Below are 16,756 nucleotides of genomic sequence, written 5' to 3' on the forward strand. Positions count from 1 at the left end.
AGTCGTGGGTCACCCTCGCCGCCCGAGCTTGCCCATCGGGACAATGGGCCGTGCGTACGCTGGTGGACCTGCGGGCCCGGAGGAATAGACCGGGGCCGGGAACTGTCGTTAACCAGGCACCGTACAGACCGATCCGAACGGGAGACGATCATGGCGACTGAGAAGGCGCTGCTGGCCGGCGGGTGCTTCTGGGGGATGGAAGAGCTTTTCCGTCACCAGCCCGGGGTCACCGCCACCCGCGTCGGCTACAGCGGCGGCGACGTGCCGAACGCGACCTACCGCAACCACGGCACGCACGCCGAAAGCATCGAGGTCACCTACGACCCGGCCGGGACCGACTTCCGCGCCCTGCTGGAGTTCTTCTTCCAGGTGCACGACCCCAGCACGAAGAACCGCCAGGGCAACGACGTCGGCGCCAGCTACCGTTCGGCGATCTTCTACACCACCGACGAGCAGAAGAAGATCGCCGAGGACACCATCGCCGACGTGGACGCCTCCGGTCTCTGGCCGGGCAAGGTCGTCACCGAGGTCACCCCCGCGGGCGACTTCTGGGAGGCCGAACCGGAACACCAGGACTACCTCCAGCGCATTCCGAACGGCTACACCTGCCACTTCCCCCGTCCGGGCTGGAAGCTCCCGAAGCGCCAGGACGCGTGAGCGGGTACCCGGCGGCGATCACCGGGACCGGCCACGTCGAGCCGGTCCCGCGGCGGGTGCGTGCCGTCCTCGCCGGCGAGACGGTCGTGGACACCGTGCGGGCGAAGTACGGGTGGGAATGGCCGTACTACCCGCAGTTCTTCATCCCGGTGGCCGACGTCCGCGACGGTGTCCTGATCGACGAGGACCACCGGGAAACCCGGCCGCTCGGTCCCGCCCGCCGGCACGGGCTGCGCGTGCACGACGTGCACAAGCCCGGCGCCGCCTGGGTTTCCGACACCGGCGACGGGCTGGCCGGGCACGTGCGGTTCGACTGGTCCGCACTCGACGCGTGGTTCGAGGAGGACGAGCAGATCTTCGTCCACCCGCGCAGTCCGTACACGCGGGTGGACGCGCTGCGCTCGACCCGCCGCGTGCGGGTGAGCCTCGACGGCGTGGTGCTCGCCGAATCGTCGTCGCCGGTGCTGCTGTTCGAGACCGGGCTGCCCACGCGCTACTACTTCAACCGCACCGAAGTCGACTTCAGCCACCTGGTGCCCACCGCGGCGGTGACGGCCTGCCCGTACAAGGGCCGCACGAGCGCGTACTGGTCGGTGCGCGCCGGCGGCACCCTGCACGAGGATCTGGCCTGGAGCTACGACCACCCGGTCCCGGCCGTCGCCGCGATCACCGGGCTGGTGGCGTTCTACAACGAGATGGTCGACATCGAGATCGACGGCGAACCGCTCCCCCGGCCCCACACGCACTTCGCCCGCTGACCGGCTTCAGCGCACGGCCACCAGCACGTGGTCGTCCCCCGACTGCCACATCGGGGCGGCGCTGGTGAACCCCGCGGCCTGCAACAGTCCGAGGTGGTCTTCGACGGTGAGTCCGTTGCCGTGGTGGGTGTTCTGCTGGTGGCTGTCGTGCGCGGACGTATCCACTGTGGACTTCCTGGTCGCTCGCGCCAGTGCGAGGCCGGCGAATTCCGGCTCCGCGAGGACGGCGTCCCACCACGGCAGCCACTCCTCGTTGTCCTGCACGCCGGCGCGGGTGGCCCGGCGGTCCCGGATCGCCAGTGCCAGCTCGTTCATCCGCCGGTCGGCGAAGCCGAGGTGGTCGCCGTTGGCCAGCACCCCGCCCGGCGCCGTCCGCGCCCCCAGGGTGCGGTACAGCGCGGCCAGCTCCTCGGTGGCCAGCCAGTGCAGCGCGGTGGTCGACACCGCGGCGTGCACCGTTTCGGGGAGTGAATCCGTCCACGCCGCTCCGCCCAGGTCGGCGTCGACCCAGGTCACCGCGTCCCCGTAATGCGCACGGGCGAGTCCGAGCAACAGCGGATCCGAGTCGATTCCGTAGACCGCGGCGTGCGGCAACCGCTCCCGCAGCCGCGCTGCCAGCGATCCGGGGCCACAGCCGAGGTCGAGCACGACCGGCTCGGCCACCTCGCGCACGGCCAGCTCGACGACGTCACACAGCACCGCGAAGCGCTCCTCGCGATCCGCGACGTACCGCTCCTGCTGAGCGTCCCAGCGCCGCATCCACGCAGCCGCCGTTTCCCGGGACAGCGTTTCCGCCCCCATCCCACACCTCCGTCACTGTCGATATGATTATGGCCAGTCACGACCGTAGGATACGAGGAGGTGACTGGTCAAGTGAACTTCGACAGTCACACCAGTACGGTGGTGGCCGCCGCAGTACTGGCGGTCAACGCACTCACCCCGGGATACGCGCGGGGCCGCGAGTACTCCGCCGACGACCCCGGAGCCCAGCTGAGCGACCTCACGCCCCGCTCCGGCCGCACCCGGGCCCGCGAAGTGTCCACTGCGGACATCGAGCAGCTGCGGGAGTACGCCGTGCGGCTGCGGGAGGTGTTCGCCGCCGTGGACGAGGGGCGGGTCGACGACGCCTGCGAACGGATCAACACGCTGTTGCGCGACACCCACGCCGCCCCCGTGCTCGCGCGGCACGACGACGAACCGTGGCATCTGCACTTCCACGCCGTGGACGCGGAATGGGCCCGCTCGTGGGCCGCGCCGATGGCGACCGGGCTCGCGTTCGTGCTCGGCACCACCGACCGCGACCGGCTCGGCGTGTGCACGGCCGTGGCGTGCGACCGGGTGTTCGTGGACGTCTCCCGCAACGGCACCCGCCGGTTCTGCTCCACCGCCTGCCAGAACCGGGTCAAAGCCGCCGCGTTCCGCGCACGGCAGCGGGACTGAGTCAGAGCCTGCCGAACGCCTCGGTGACCCCGGCCGCCAGCCGGTCACCCCGTGCGGCTTGGCCGGCGGGCACCGTGACACACACGGTGAACCGGTCCGCCCAGGTCATCACGCCGACCGCGACCGGGACGCCGGGGGCCAGCGACAGCACCGGATAGACCGTGCGCACGCGGGCTCCGTCGAGCAGCACCGGGGAACGGGCACCGGGCAGCACCGAGGCGATCACACTGAACCAGGTGCCGCGGTAGACGAGCCGGGCGAGCCGGTGGTGCAGCCACGGGGGCAGGATGCCCAGCACCCGCACCACAGCGTTGCCCGCGCGTGGCGCACCCCGGCCGACCTGCGCCGCCAGCAGTTCCCGGGTCCGGCGCACCCGGTCCGGCAGCGGCATCCGGCCGGTCGGCAGGTCCACCGACGCGGCGCCGGTGTGGTTGCCGAGCTGCCGGAACGTGCCGGTGTCCCGGATCGACATCGGGATCAGCACGCGCATCCGGTCCGGTGCGTCCGCGCCCAGTTCCCGATGCAGTGCCTCGGCGACGAGTGCCAGCACGAAATCCGTGGTCGGCACCCCGATCCGCCGTGCAGCCGCCCGCACGTCCGGCGCAGCCAGGTGCACCCGCGCGAAATGCCGCCGCGGACCGTCGATCCGCTTCTCCCACCGCACCGGCGGAGCGGCGCCGGCCTTGGCCAAAGACCACACGCCGCGCACCAGCTCCCCGGCCTGCCGGCGCCGCGACGTCACGGCCTGCCGAAGCGGCCGCTTCCCCGGCAGACGCGGGAAACGGCCGCGCTCGCGGACCGGCGGCGGGACCACCGCGACCTTCCCCCGGGTCTGGCCGACCAGTGCGCTGATCACGGCGATACCGTCGCTGGCCGCGTGATGCAGGGCCACCAGCAGCGCGCCCTGGCCGCCTTCGAGGCCGGTCACCAGCCGGGCGCGGACCGGGTGCTCCGGCGTGACCGCGACCGAGAAGAACTCGTCCATCGCCTCCGTCACGGCGAGGTCCGGGTCCGTACCCGGGGCCGCCTCGACGTGGCTGAGCACGCCCGCCGCGGTGCGCGCCGGATCCTCCTGCCACTTCGGTCGCCACAGTGCCGTGCCGGGCAGCAGCCGGGCCCGCAGCCCGGGGGTGGCCGAGACCAGGTGCTCCGCGTCCGCACGGGTCACCGGGGAGCCGTCGGGCTTCGGGTCGAACAGCAGCACCGCGCCGACCTGCTGCGGCACCTCGGGCGTCGCAACGTGCAGGAACAGCGCGTCCTCCGCGCGCAGCCGCTGCGGCGGCGGGTTGCGCGGGTCCGCCACGAGCGATTCCAGCGCCCGCGCCAGCGGGGTCGCTGTGTCGCAGTGCCGGGCCGCGGCCTCGGCCATTGCCTTGAGCCGTTCCGGTTCGGCCAGCAGGGAGCGGACCGTCGTGGTCAGCTCGCCGTCCTCGTCGCTCACCAGCGCGAGCCCGGCTCGGGCCATCAAAGCGGCGTTGGCCCGGCCGTGCGCGGCGATCGGGCGGTGCATCAGCAGCGGGCGACCACAGGCGAGCGCCTCCAGCCCGGTCGCCCCGCCCGCGTTGGTCACCACGACGTCGGACGCGATCGTGTAGCGCGCCATCTCCCCGGTCCAGCCGACGACGCGCACCCTCGGCTCACGCAGCGCACGCAACCGCTCCGCCAGCTCCTCGTTCCGCCCGCAGACCACCACCGGCAGTACCACCGGATCCGCGGCCAGCAGCTCCCGCACGGTCCCCTCGACGTCGCCGAACCCGAGCGAACCACACGAAACGAGCGCGACGAACGCGTCCGGCGGCAGGTCCAGGTACTGGCGGGCACCGGCCCGGTCACCCGGCCGGAACTCTGCCCGCACCGGCGGCGCGGACACGCCCACGTGCGCCGAGGGCGAGCAGCGCAGCGCCGGTGCCACCGCGACGTCGTGCATCACCATGGTCAGATCGGCCGCGCCGTAGACCCAGAACGGATGCGGCGCGAAATCCGAGACCCACGCGCCGATCGGCGCGGCGAGCCGGCCGCGCCGGCGCAGCCACGCCAGCGCAGCGGTGCCCATCGGGTAGGTCGAGAGCACCAGGTCCGGCGCGAATTCGGCGACCGGGCCCGCGAGCCGCCGCCCGCACCAGGCCGCGGTGAACCGGCGGCTGGCCGCGGCGAACCAGGCCATCCGCCAGATCGCGCCGTAGAAGAACTCGTACAGCCACGGGGTGGTCTCGACGTTCGCCACGTAGATCCGGCGGAACAGCGGCCCGAAGCCGGGGCCGAGCGCGTCGAGTGCGTCGACCCAGCGCACCGTGGCCTCCGGCCAGCGCTGCCGCACCGCGCCCTCGAGCGCCCGCCCGGTGGCGTTGTGGCCTTCCCCCATGTCCGCGGAGACGATCAGCACGCGTTCCACCGTGCCCCCTTCAGCTAACAGGCGGACCCGGCGAGACCGTACCCGTCGTCCGGGTCCCGCTCCGGGCTTTCCTCTTCGGTGTGTTCAGCGGATTCACCGGATCCGGCGGTGTCGGTCTCCGCGCCGTCGGAGGTCTGGCCGGGCGGGTCGGCCGGCAGGTGCGAGGCGCGGGTGGACAGCATCGCGATGCCGACCACGATCACCAGCCCGCCCAGTGCCTCGCCGAACAACGCGAGCGGCGAGCCGTTGGCCGACTCCCCCATCCAGGACAACCCGATCGCCACCCCGACGAGCGGGTCGAGCGCGGTGATCACGGCCAGCGCCGGGGTGAGGAACCGGCCCTGCTGGAAGGTGTTCTGGCTGAGCAGGAACCCGAGCGGGCCGACGACGCACACGATGTAGAGCGTCCAGTGCCGGAACGGCTCGTCGATGCCGACCCGGAACTGGCTCGCGACCACCTTCATCAGCCCGGCGGTCAGGCCGTAGAGCACGCCGGTGGCGACCGCGAGGCCGAGCACCCGCAGCGAACCCGGACGGCTGGAGGCGGCGATCCCGAGCCCGAGCAGCGTGAGCACGGCCAGCGTGATGCCCAGCGGCAGCAGCGGCGCCCCGGTCACCAGCACGTCGCCGTTGCCGCTGGGGCGGGCGACCACCAGGAACGCGGCCAGCCCGGCCACGCACAGCAGCGCGCCGAAGCTCATCACCCGGTCCGGACGGCGCCGTTCGAGCCGGGCGGAGGCGAACCCTGCGAACATCAGCGACGTCACCAGCAGCGGCTGGACCAGCAGCAACGGCCCGTAGGCCAGCGCGACGAGCTGCAGAACCAGCCCCAGCACGGTGGCCGCGATGCCGATGAGCCACAATGGGCGACCGACGAGCCGGCGGAAGAGCGTCAGGTCCAGCGGCTTGCCGGTCTCCACCTCTTTGGTCGCCCTCGCCTGGGCGGCGCTCGCGAGCCCCATGCCCGCCGCACCGAGCACCGCGGCGGGCACGGCCACGAACAACGACATCCCTGTGGCAGCAGTCATGGACCATTCACCTCACACCGTTCCCATCCGCCGTGCCTATGCTGAGGACACCCGGAGGCCGCGGAGGGGGACCCGGTCGACTCCCGTACCGGAGGTAGCTGAAACCGCATGCGACACGCGCTGACGATCGACCTCCCCTCCTTCCGCAATCTCGTGACGGGCGGGGGCCGGCATCTGCTGGAGTCGACGCTGGTCCCGGCCGGCCTGTTCTACCTCTTGCTGACCCTGGTGAGTTTCGACTCCGGGGTCATCGCCGCGCTGTGCTGGTCGGTCACGGTGCTGGCTACCCGGCTGGTGCTGCGCAAACCGGTTCCCGCCGTGCTGCTGCTCACCACCGCGCTGCTGATCGCCCGCACCGCGCTGGGCCTGGCGACCGGCAGTGCCTTCCTGTACTTCCTGCAACCGACCCTGCAGAACTTCGTGATCGCGAGCCTGTTCCTGGTGTCCGCGCCGTTCAACAAACCGCTGCTCGCACGGCTGGCCGGGGACTTCTGCTCGTTCCCGGACACGCTGTCCGGCCATCCGGGGATGCGGCGGTTCTTCCAGCGGGTCTCGCTGCTGTGGGCGCTCGTGTTCGCGGTGAACGGGTCGGTCACGCTGCTGCTGCTCGCGAAGGCCACGGTCGGCGACTTCCTGATGGTCAGCACCGCCGGCTCGTACAGCCTGGTCGCGCTCGCCATCGTCGGCTCACTCTGGTGGTTCCGGCGCTCCCTGCGCTCGGAGGGCATCGTGCTGCGGATGGGCCGCCGTCCCGCGGCGCTGCCGGTGGGCTGATGCCCGGGTTCGGCACCGCACTGGTCACCGGCGCGTCGTCCGGGATCGGCGCGGCCACCGCCCGCCTGCTCGCCGCCGGCGGTACGCACGTCGTGCTGCACGGCCGCGACCGTGAACGGCTCGACGCGCTCGCCGCGGAGACCGGCGGTGCCGCGCTGCCCGCGGACCTCGCCGAGCCGTCCGACATCGCGCACTTGGCCGAGCGGATGCTCTCCGGACCGCTCGATCTGCTGGTGCACAACGCCGGGCTGGGCTGGGCGGGGCCGCTGCCCGAACTGCCCGCCGACCGGCTGACGCGGCTCGTCGCGGTGAACCTGACCGCGCCCCTGGAGCTGACCCGTGCTCTGCTGCCGGCGATGCTGGCGCGCGGTCACGGCCGGATCGTGTTCGTGTCCTCGATCGCCGGGCGCACCGGCGTCGCAGGCGAAGCGGTGTACGCGGCCACCAAATCCGGCCTCGACGCCTTCGCCGACAGCCTGCGGTTCGAGCTCGACGGCACCGGGGTCGAGGTCGGTGTGGTGGTGCCCGGCGTGGTCCGCACGGAGTTCTTCGCGCGCCGCGGCCGGCCCTACACCCGCAGCACCCCGCGTCCGGTCAGTGCCGAACGCGTGGCCGCCGCCGTGGTGCGTGCCGCGGAGAAACCCGGCGACTACTACGTGCCGCGGTGGCTGCGCCTGCCGGTGGCGCTGCGGGGCGCGGTGCCCGGCGCGTACCGCACGCTCGCGACGCGCTTCGGGGCCGGAAGCTGACCGGTTCACTGCACCTCCTCCCGCGCGGCGGGTCCGTACGCGGTAGAACTCGCGAGGGAACTACGCAATAGAACTTAGCCCTGCTAAGCATCCGGGGCATCAGGGTTATTCCCGAGATCACCCCGGTTCCACCGGAATTCCGGGCGGCCCCCAGGCCAGCGCGAGCAGCAGCGTGGCCCGCGAGGCCGGGTCGTCCAGCGACGGCCCGAACAGCTCGTGCAGCCGGCCGAGCCGGTAGGACACGGTCTGCGGGTGGATGTGCAGGTCCTCGGCCACCGCCTTGCGGTCGCCCAGGTGCAGCAGCCACGAGGTGAGCGTGGTGGACAGCCGTTCGCGCGACGAGTCGTTCAGCTCCGCCAGCGGGGCCAGCACCTGCAGGCGCAGCGCGTCGAGCAGCCGGTCGTCGCGGTGCACGATGATCGCGTCGAGGTGTTCGTCGGCGAACACCGGATCGTCGCTGAGCAGGTGGTCCCGGCGCAGCCGGGCGGTCACCTCGGCGATCCGCAGGCTGGCCGGCAGCCGGTCCACCGGCACTGCCGCGCCCACCACCGCGCCCGCGCCGCGCAGCGCCCGCGCGAGCCACGCCCGCCGCCCGGGACCGCCCGGGTCGGGCACGATGGTGACGAGCGAACCCGGCCGGCGCAGCCGCAGGCAGGTGTCGTCGAGCCGGGACACCAGCTCCCGGCCCAGGTCGTTTTCGTCCTCCACCAGCACCACCGCGGCCTGACGGGGCAGCCGCCAGGCCGCGCGTGCCGCGGCGGCCCGGACGGTGGCCATGTCCGCGCGGTCGGACAGCAGCAGCTCGATGAGGTCGTCGCGCAGCCGCTCCCGCACCCGCACCGCGTCGGACTGCTCCAGCAGGTAGCCCCGCAGCGAGGACTCCGAGAGCTGGTCCACCAGCGCGAACACGGTGGTCGCGAGCGAGGCGAACAGCTCGGCCTCCACCTCAAGGTCCAGCGCCGCCTCCGACACGTGCCGCCAGGCCACGCGCGCCCCCACCCGGTAGGCCGACAGCAGGCTGGTCACCCGTCTGCCCTGGCGGTACTGGCTGCGACCGATCTCCTCGAACACCACCTGCTCGACGCCCGAACCCAGCTCCGGGGGTTCCTCCTCGCCGGGTTCGGCGGCGAGGCTGATCAGCCGCCGCACGAAGCCGGCGCTGGCGGTGACGATCTCGGCCAGCTCCTCGGTGAGGAACTCGGCGTAGTCCGGGTGCTGGTCCACCAGCTGGTCGCGAACCTCGTTGAGAATTGCCGGCAATCGCCTGGTCACCACGGATTCCAGCTCGCCGAGCCGGGTCACCTGATCCGATCCCATCTGCTCCCGGCCGTCCCTCCGTCGCCGCCTGCGGGCCCACGATGCGCCGCGGCCCCATCCTCACCCCACTTTGTCGTCTCGTGCCAAGTCGAAGCCACCAAAATTCTCCTTCCGGTTGCAGAAGACGCCCATCCGGGCGGGCGAGACTGGGTTCGATGACATCCCCTTCACCTGGCCGTCACAGTCCGGACGCGGACGGTCTGCGGGCGAAGCGCCGTGCGGAGAACTTCCCGGTCGCGCTGCGGATCCTGCCGCGGCAGCTGCGCGGAGACCTCGTCGCGGTCTACGGCGTCGCGCGCACCATCGACGATCTGGGTGACGAGGCCGAGGGCGACCGGGTCGCCCGGCTCGAGGCATTCGCGGCGGAGCTGTCGGCCACGTTCGGGGGAACCGAGCCGGCCGATCCGGCGTTGCGCGCCCTCGTTCCGGTGATCCGCGACGGCCGCGTCGCGGAGGAACCGTTCCGGCACCTGGTCGAGGCGAATCTTCAGGACCAGCACGTGCTGCGCTATCCGGGTTACCCCGAGCTGCGGCAGTACTGCCGGCTCTCGGCCGATCCGGTCGGCCGGATCGTGCTGTCCCTGCTGGACGTGCGCGACGAGCGGGCCGCGGAGTTGTCCGACCGGATCTGCACCGGCCTGCAGCTGGTCGAGCACTGGCAGGACGTGGGCGAGGACTACCGCGCCGGGCGGGTGTACCTGCCGCAGGAGGACCTGGCCGCGTTCGGGGTCGAGGAGGACGAGCTGGGCGCCGCGCACGCCTCGCCCCGCCTGAAAGAGCTGATGCGCTGGGAAACCGACCGCGCCGCCGCCCTGCTGGGCAGCGGCGCGGACTTGGTCGCGCTGCTGCCGGGCTGGGGCCGGCTCGCGGTGAGCGGCTTCCTGGCCGGCGGGCTCGCCGCGGTGGACGCGCTGCGCGAGAGCCGGGGCGACGTGCTCGGCGTGGCGGTCCGGCCGAGCCGGGCCGGGGTTGCGGGATGGCTCGGGTGGCTCCAGGTGAGCGCGAGGACAGGGAGGCGGTCCGGATGACCACGGTCGAAGACGCGTACACGCACTGTGCGCAGGTCACGAGGGAACAGGCACGCAATTTCTACTACGGGATCCGGCTGCTGCCCCCGGACAAACGGTCCGCGCTGTGCGCGGTGTACGCGCTGGCCCGGATCATCGATGACATCGGCGACGACACCGCGCAGCCGGCCGAGGCGAAGCTGGCCGGCCTCGCCGGAGTGCGCACCTCGCTCGGCGACCTGTCCGAGAGCACCGATCCGGTGTACGTCGCGGTGGCCGACGCGGCCCGTCGCTACCCGATCCCGCTCGGCGCGTTCGACGAGCTGCTCGACGGCGTCGAGATGGACGTGACGGGCCGTGAGTACGTGCGGTTCGAGGACCTGGTGGAGTACTGCCGCTGCGTGGCCGGTTCGGTCGGGCGGCTGTGCCTCGGCGTGTTCGGCAGCCGGCCGGAGCCTGCCGCCCCGACCTACGCCGACGAGCTCGGGATCGCCCTGCAGCAGACCAACATCCTGCGCGACATCCGGGAGGATCTCGGCAACGGACGGGTGTATCTGCCGAAGGAGGAACTGAACCGGTTCGGGGTCGAGCTTTCCGTCGGCGAGGACGGCTCGCTCGCCGATCCCGGCGGCGGGCTCACCGCGCTGATCCGCGAAAGCGCGGCGCGGGCCCGGGACTGGTACGCCCGCGGGCTGCGGCTGGTGCCGTCGCTGGATCGCCGCAGCGCCGCCTGCGCCACCGCGATGTCGGGGATCTACCGCACCCTGCTGAACCGGATCGACGAGCAGCCGTCGCGGGTGTTCGATCGCCGGCTTTCGTTGTCCGGACGGGAAAAGGCCGTGGTGGCCGTTCGCGCGCTCACCGGGGCCGGACGGTGAGCGGCCCGGTCGCGGTGGTCGGCGGCGGGCTCGCCGGCATCGCCGCGGCGCTCGCCTGCGTGGACGCCGGACGTCCCGTCACGCTCTTCGAAGCCCGCCCGCACCTGGGCGGCCTCACCCATTCGTTCGTTCGCGACGGCCTGCACGTGGACAACGGCCAGCACGTGTTCCTGCGCTGCTGCACCGCCTACCGCGCACTGCTGGACCGGCTCGGCGTCGCCGGCCGCGTCCACCTGCAGCCTCGCCTGGAAATTCCCATCCGCACCCCCGGCACGGCCGGCGCCACCTGGCTGCGCCGCGGCGACCTGCCCGCGCCGCTGCACCTGGCCGGTTCGCTGCTGCGGTACGAACCGCTGCGGCCGCTCGACCGGGCCCGGTTCGCGCTCGCCGCGCTCGCGTTGCGCCGGGTCGACCCGGCCGACGACCGCACGGATCGCCAGTCGTTCGGCGAATGGCTGCGCCGGCACGGGCAGAGCGCGGGGGCGATCGAGGCGCTGTGGGACCTCGTCGGCGTGGCGACGCTGAACGCGACCGCGGACGAGGCTTCGCTGAGCCTTGCCGCGACGGTCTTCCAGGAGGGACTGCTCACCGATCCCGCGGCGGCCGACATCGGGTGGTCGCTGGTTCCGTTGCGGGAGCTGCACGGCGAACCGGCGCTGGCCCGGCTCGCCGAGGCCGGCGCCGAGGTGCGGACCGGGACGAAGATCCGGGAACTCGCCCGCGACGGGGACACCTGGCGGCTGCGCACCGACGCGGGTGTCGAAGCGTTCGGCCACGTCGTGCTCGCCACCCCGCCGCCGGTCACCGAGCGGCTCACCCCGGCAGGCGCGATCCGGCTGCCGGCCGGCTGGTCCGGCGGGCTGGGCAGCTCCCCGATCGTCAACGTGCACGTAGTGCTGGACCGGAAGGTGCTCGCCGAACCGTTCGTGGCCGGCGTCCGCACGCCGGTGCAGTGGGTGTTCGACCGCACCCGCCAGTCCGGGCTGCCCTCCGGGCAGTACCTCGCCATGTCGTTGTCGGCCGCGGACACCGAGATCGACCTGCCCGCCGCGACCCTGCGCGAACGGCTGCTGCCCGAGCTGACCGGCCTGCTGCCGGAGGCCCGCGACGCGAAGGTGCTCGACTTCTTCGTGACCCGGGAACGGCACGCGACGTTCCGGCCCGGCCCGGGTACCGCGTCGCTGCGTCCGCCCTCGGTGACCGCCGCGGCCGGGCTCTACCTGGCCGGTGCGTGGACCGCCACCGGCTGGCCCGCGACGATGGAGGGCGCCGCGCGCAGCGGTGCGGCCGCGGCCGCCGCCCTCCTGGAGCAGAACGTGCCCGAAAAGAAGGAGGGAGTCGGAGCATGACCACCGACGTGCTCACTTCGGCGGCGGCCGGGGTGGTTCCGCAGGTACTGGGCCGCACCCGCGACCTCGTGCAGCCCGCGTTGCGTGCCGCGGTGGCGCGGCTGGACGAATCCAGCCGTGCGATCAGCGCCTACCACCTCGGCTGGACCGACGCACACGGCGTCCCCGCGCAGGGCAACGGCGGCAAGGCCGTGCGCTCGGCGCTGGCCGTGGCGTCCGCCCGTGCCGCCGGCGCGCCCGCGGAAACCGGCGTGCCCGGCGCGGTCGCCGTCGAGCTGGTGCACAACTTCTCGCTCGTCCACGACGACCTGATGGACGGCGACACCGAACGCCGCCACCGCCCCACGGTGTGGTCGCTGTGGGGCGCCGCGAGCGCGGTCCTGACCGGCGACGCGATGCTCGGCCTCGCGCAGGAAGTCCTGCTGGAGGCCGATTCCCCGCACGTCGTCCCGGCGGCGCGGCTGCTGGCCGGGACCACCCGGCGGCTGATCAAGGGGCAGGTTCTCGACGTCGCCTTCGAGCAGCGCGACGACGTCACGCTCGCCGAATGCGTGGAAATGGCCGGCGGGAAGACCGGTGCGCTGCTGTCGGGCAGCGCCGCGATCGGCGCGGTACTGGCCGGGGCGCCGGCCGAGGCGGTCGAGGCGCTGGCGGTGTTCGGCGAGGAGATCGGGCTGGCGTTCCAGCTCGTCGACGACGTGCTCGGCATCTGGGGCGATCCGGCCGCCACCGGCAAACCGGTGTACTCGGATCTGCGGGCCGGCAAGAAGTCGCTGCCGATCACCTACGCCACCACCCACGGCGGCGCGGCCGGACGGGAGCTGGCCGGCTGGCTCGCCGCGCCGGACCCCGCCGACGAGGCCGAGCTGGCCAGGGTGGCCGCGCTGGTCGCCGCGGCGGGTGGACGGGAGTGGGCGACCGCCGAAGCCGCGCGCCACGTCGCCACCGCCGAACAAGCCCTGTCCGCGCTCCCACCGCAACCCCGTGCGGAGCTCACCGACATCGCCCGTTTCATCGTGCACCGGGAGGCGTGATGACCCAGACCGTTCCGGAGTCCACCAGCAGCACCGGCACCGCGGAGCGGACGGCGGAGCAGACCGTCGCCGCGGCCGTGGGATTCCTGCGCCGCGAACAGCATGCGGGCGGCTGGTGGAAGGGCGAGCTGGCCACCAATGTCACGATGGACGCCGAAGACCTGCTGCTGCGCCACTTTCTCGGCATCCTCACCCCGCAGGTGGCCGAGGAGTCCGCGCGCTGGATCCGTTCCCAGCAGCGGGCGGACGGCACCTGGGCGACCTTCCCCGGCGGCCCGGCCGACCTGTCCACCACGGTCGAGGCGTGGGTGGCGCTGCGGCTGGCCGGCGATCCGGCGGACGCGCCGTGGCTGAGCACCGCCGCGGAGTACGTCCGCGGCCACGGCGGGCTGGAGGCCACCCGGGTGTTCACCCGGATCTGGCTGGCGATGGTCGGCCAGTGGTCCTGGGACGAGCTGCCGAACCTGCCGCCGGAACTGGTCTTCCTGCCGTCGTGGTTCCCGCTCAACGTCTACGACTTCGCGTGCTGGGCGCGGCAGACGATCGTGCCGCTGACCGTCGTCGGCACGCTGCGGCCGGCCCGGAGCCTGCCCTTCGACGTCCGCGAGTTGCGGACCGGCAAGGCACCCGCGAAGACCCGCGCGCCGTGGACCTGGGACGGGCTGTTCCAGAACCTCGACACCGCACTGCACACCTACGCGAAGCTGCCGTTCAACCCGGTGCGCAAAGTCGCGTTGAAGCAGGCCGCGGAATGGATACTGGCCCGGCAGGAGGCCGACGGTTCGTGGGGCGGCATCCAGCCACCGTGGGTCTACTCGATCCTCGCGCTGCACCTGCTCGGCTACCCGCTCGACCATCCCGCGCTCAAGGCCGGGCTGGCCGGGCTCGAAGGCTTCATCATCCGCGAGAAGACCGACCAGGGCTGGGTGCGCAGGCTGGAAGCGTGCCAGTCGCCGGTGTGGGACACCGCGCTGGCGATGACCGCCTTGCTCGACGCGGGCGTTTCCCCCGGCGACGAAACGCTCGTGCGCGCGGCGGACTGGGTGCTCGGCGAGGAGATCCGGGTGCCCGGCGACTGGACGGTACGCCGTCCCACGCTGGCGCCCGGCGGGTTCGCCTTCGAGTTCGCCAACGACGGCTACCCCGACACCGACGACACCGCGGAGGTGGTGCTCGCCCTGCGGCGGATGGGAAAGCCCGACCACCTCCGGCTCCGCGGCGCGGTCGACCGCAGTGTGGCCTGGCTGGAGGGAATGCAGTCCAGCGACGGCGGATGGGGTGCCTTCGACGCGGACAACACCCGGGAGCTCGCCACGAAGCTGCCGTTCTGCGACTTCGGTGCGGTGATCGATCCGCCGTCCGCGGACGTCACCGCGCACGTGGTGGAAATGCTGGCCGCGGAAGGGAAAACGGAGGCCCCGGAATGCCGGCGCGGAGTGCGGTGGATGCTGGCGAACCAGGAGCCGGACGGATCGTGGTTCGGCCGCTGGGGCGCCAACTACGTGTACGGCACCGGCGCGGTGGTGCCCGCACTGGTCGCCGCGGGGATCCCGGCCGGCGACAAGCGGATCCGGCGGGCGGTGCGCTGGCTGGCCGACCACCAGAACACCGACGGCGGATGGGGTGAGGATCTGCGCTCCTACGACGATCCGGCGTGGGCGGGGCGGGGTGACTCCACTCCGTCGCAGACCGCATGGGCACTGCTCGCGCTGCTGGCCGCCGGGCAACGGGAGTCCGAAGTGGTCACTCGTGGCGTGGCCTGGCTGTGCGAACGGCAGCGGGCCGACGGCGGCTGGGACGAGGACAAGCACACCGGCACCGGTTTCCCCGGCGACTTCTACCTCGCCTACCACCTGTACCGGGTGGTGTTTCCGCTGTCCGCACTGGGCCGGTACGTCCGGGGCGGCTCGTGAGCCCGGCGCTCGTCTGCAGCCCGCTGCGGGTCGAGCGGGTGGCGGTGCGCGGCACCGTCCACACCGGACTCGGCCCGCGACGGGCAGCTGCCGCGGCCGCCCGGCTTCCGGCCGGCCCGCGGCTCGTCGCCGGAATCTGCGGCGGGCTGGCCGCCCACGTGCGTCCGGGAGACGTCGTGGTCGCCACCGAAGTACGCGGTCCACACGGGACTGTTCCGGTGCCGTCCGCCCCGCTGCTCGCGGGCGAGCTGCGCCGCCGCGGCCTGACTGTCCACACCGGACCAGTCGTCGGCAGCGATCACGTGGTGCGGGAGCGGGAACGGGCGGCTTTGGCGGAGACCGGAGCGGTGGCGGTCGACATGGAATCACCGTGGCTCGCGGCGTCCGGGGAGCCGTTCGCCGTCGTGCGGGCCATCGCGGACACTGTCGGCGAACCTGTTCTGCGCCCCGCCACCATCACGAACGGCCTTGCCGCGTTGCGCAGTCTCCGCGCGGCCGCACCGGTAGTCGCCTCGTGGGCGGCGGCGGCGCGGCCACGTGCGGTGCTGATGGCCAGCCCCCGTTCGTTCTGCGCCGGCGTTGAGCGGGCGATCGACATCGTGGAGCGCGCCCTGGACAAGCACGGGGCTCCGGTTTACGTGCGGCGTCAGATCGTGCACAACACCCACGTCGTCCGCCGGTTGCAGGAACGGGGCGCGGTGTTCGTGGACGAGGTCGCGGAAGTGCCCGAAGGGGCGACACTGGTGTTCGCCGCGCACGGTGTCTCACCGGCGGTGCGGCGGGACGCGGCCGGGCGCGAGCTGTCGGTGATCGACGCGACCTGCCCGCTGGTCACCAAGGTGCACAACGAAGTCCGCCGGTACAGCGGTCGCGGCGACACGGTGTTCCTCATCGGGCACGCCGAGCACGAAGAGGTGGAAGGCACCGTCGGCGAGGCCCCCGGAGACGTCGTGGTGGTCGGCGACGCGGCCGCGGCGCGCATCGTCACCGCGCCGGACGCGACGAAGGTCGCTTACACCATGCAGACCACGCTGGCGCTCGACGAAGCCGAGGAAATCGCGTCCGTGCTGCGCGAACGGTTTCCCGGGCTCGCGGCGCCCCGCAAGGACGACATCTGTTACGCCACCACCAACCGGCAGCACGCCCTGCGGGCGATCGCCCGCGAGGTGGATCTGGTGCTGGTGGTGGGATCCGCCACCTCGTCCAACTCACGCCGGCTCGTGGAGGTCGCCGAACGCCAGGGCACACCCGCCGTGCTGGTGGACGGCTGCGCCGATCTCGACCTGAGCCGGCTGGCCGGCGCGGGCCGGATCGGGCTCACCGCCGGCGCGTCGGCTCCCCCGCACCTGGTCGACGAGCTGCTCGCGGGACTGGGCGGACTGGGGCCGGTCACCGTCGCCGAAAGCAGGCTGACGGAGGAAGAAGTGACGTTCACCCTACCTCGGGAGGTGCTCTGACCC

The 16,756-nt window shown here is 72.9% G+C and carries 15 protein-coding genes; 11 read left to right on the forward strand and 4 right to left on the reverse strand.

The window, feature by feature from the left end; genetic code table 11:
- Nucleotides 1–150: 150 nt before the first annotated feature.
- Both msrA and BJY18_RS08355 read left to right on the forward strand, forming a co-directional pair.
- Nucleotides 151–657 (forward strand): peptide-methionine (S)-S-oxide reductase MsrA, encoded by a 507-nt coding sequence (msrA, locus tag BJY18_RS08350; protein WP_184779132.1) that lies wholly within the window; start codon nucleotides 151–153, stop codon nucleotides 655–657.
- Nucleotides 654–1,415 (forward strand): DUF427 domain-containing protein, encoded by a 762-nt coding sequence (locus BJY18_RS08355; protein WP_184779134.1) that lies wholly within the window; start codon nucleotides 654–656, stop codon nucleotides 1,413–1,415. Before msrA ends, BJY18_RS08355 begins: the two co-directional genes overlap by 4 nt.
- A gap of 6 nt (nucleotides 1,416–1,421) precedes the next feature.
- Here the strand turns inward: BJY18_RS08355 and BJY18_RS08360 are convergent, their stop codons facing one another.
- Complete coding sequence (locus BJY18_RS08360) at nucleotides 1,422–2,216, reverse strand: class I SAM-dependent methyltransferase (protein WP_184779136.1); 795 nt, start codon at nucleotides 2,214–2,216, stop codon at nucleotides 1,422–1,424.
- Nucleotides 2,217–2,288: 72 nt separating this feature from the next.
- Here BJY18_RS08360 and BJY18_RS08365 point away from each other — a divergent pair, with 72 nt between their 5' ends.
- Nucleotides 2,289–2,855, forward strand: a complete 567-nt coding sequence (locus BJY18_RS08365; RefSeq protein ID WP_184779137.1) for a CGNR zinc finger domain-containing protein — start codon at nucleotides 2,289–2,291, stop codon at nucleotides 2,853–2,855.
- Between the two features lies 1 nt (nucleotide 2,856).
- Here the strand turns inward: BJY18_RS08365 and BJY18_RS08370 are convergent, their stop codons facing one another.
- Nucleotides 2,857–5,247, reverse strand: a complete 2,391-nt coding sequence (locus BJY18_RS08370; protein ID WP_312873790.1) for an MGDG synthase family glycosyltransferase — start codon at nucleotides 5,245–5,247, stop codon at nucleotides 2,857–2,859.
- Between the two features lie 14 nt (nucleotides 5,248–5,261).
- Nucleotides 5,262–6,275: a DMT family transporter gene (locus tag BJY18_RS08375; protein WP_246458810.1), complete on the reverse strand. Its 1,014-nt coding sequence runs from the start codon at nucleotides 6,273–6,275 to the stop codon at nucleotides 5,262–5,264.
- A 108-nt stretch (nucleotides 6,276–6,383) separates the two neighbouring features.
- Here BJY18_RS08375 and BJY18_RS08380 point away from each other — a divergent pair, with 108 nt between their 5' ends.
- Nucleotides 6,384–7,049, forward strand: a complete 666-nt coding sequence (locus BJY18_RS08380; protein WP_184779139.1) for a VC0807 family protein — start codon at nucleotides 6,384–6,386, stop codon at nucleotides 7,047–7,049.
- Nucleotides 7,049–7,798, forward strand: a complete 750-nt coding sequence (locus BJY18_RS08385; RefSeq protein WP_184779141.1) for an SDR family NAD(P)-dependent oxidoreductase — start codon at nucleotides 7,049–7,051, stop codon at nucleotides 7,796–7,798. Before BJY18_RS08380 ends, BJY18_RS08385 begins: the two co-directional genes overlap by 1 nt.
- A 117-nt stretch (nucleotides 7,799–7,915) precedes the next feature.
- Here BJY18_RS08385 and BJY18_RS08390 read toward each other — a convergent pair whose 3' ends face one another.
- On the reverse strand, nucleotides 7,916–9,115 hold the full coding sequence (locus BJY18_RS08390; RefSeq protein ID WP_184779143.1) for a PucR family transcriptional regulator: 1,200 nt from the start codon (nucleotides 9,113–9,115) through the stop codon (nucleotides 7,916–7,918).
- A gap of 155 nt (nucleotides 9,116–9,270) precedes the next feature.
- On the opposite strand from BJY18_RS08390, the gene hpnC reads away from it, so the two are divergent.
- Genes hpnC through ispH form a run of 6 tightly spaced genes read left to right on the forward strand, consistent with a single transcriptional unit; the run spans nucleotide 9,271 to nucleotide 16,753 of the window.
- Entirely contained in the window at nucleotides 9,271–10,143 is an 873-nt protein-coding gene (gene hpnC, locus BJY18_RS08395; RefSeq protein ID WP_184779145.1) for a squalene synthase HpnC, read from the forward strand.
- A complete protein-coding gene (gene hpnD / locus BJY18_RS08400; protein WP_184779147.1) occupies nucleotides 10,140–11,000 on the forward strand; it encodes a presqualene diphosphate synthase HpnD in 861 nt (286 codons plus the stop codon). Before hpnC ends, hpnD begins: the two co-directional genes overlap by 4 nt.
- Nucleotides 10,997–12,349, forward strand: a complete 1,353-nt coding sequence (hpnE, locus tag BJY18_RS08405; RefSeq protein ID WP_184779149.1) for a hydroxysqualene dehydroxylase HpnE — start codon at nucleotides 10,997–10,999, stop codon at nucleotides 12,347–12,349. Before hpnD ends, hpnE begins: the two co-directional genes overlap by 4 nt.
- On the forward strand, nucleotides 12,346–13,383 hold the full coding sequence (locus tag BJY18_RS08410) for a polyprenyl synthetase family protein (protein ID WP_184779151.1): 1,038 nt from the start codon (nucleotides 12,346–12,348) through the stop codon (nucleotides 13,381–13,383). The genes hpnE and BJY18_RS08410 overlap by 4 nt, the downstream gene beginning before the upstream one ends.
- A complete protein-coding gene (shc, locus tag BJY18_RS08415; RefSeq protein ID WP_184779154.1) occupies nucleotides 13,383–15,296 on the forward strand; it encodes a squalene--hopene cyclase in 1,914 nt (637 codons plus the stop codon). The genes BJY18_RS08410 and shc overlap by 1 nt, the downstream gene beginning before the upstream one ends.
- On the forward strand, nucleotides 15,293–16,753 hold the full coding sequence (gene ispH / locus BJY18_RS08420) for a 4-hydroxy-3-methylbut-2-enyl diphosphate reductase (protein ID WP_184779156.1): 1,461 nt from the start codon (nucleotides 15,293–15,295) through the stop codon (nucleotides 16,751–16,753). The genes shc and ispH overlap by 4 nt, the downstream gene beginning before the upstream one ends.
- Nucleotides 16,754–16,756: the final 3 nt, after the last annotated feature.

Source organism: Amycolatopsis jiangsuensis (assembly GCF_014204865.1).
GTDB lineage: Bacteria > Actinomycetota > Actinomycetes > Mycobacteriales > Pseudonocardiaceae > Amycolatopsis > Amycolatopsis jiangsuensis.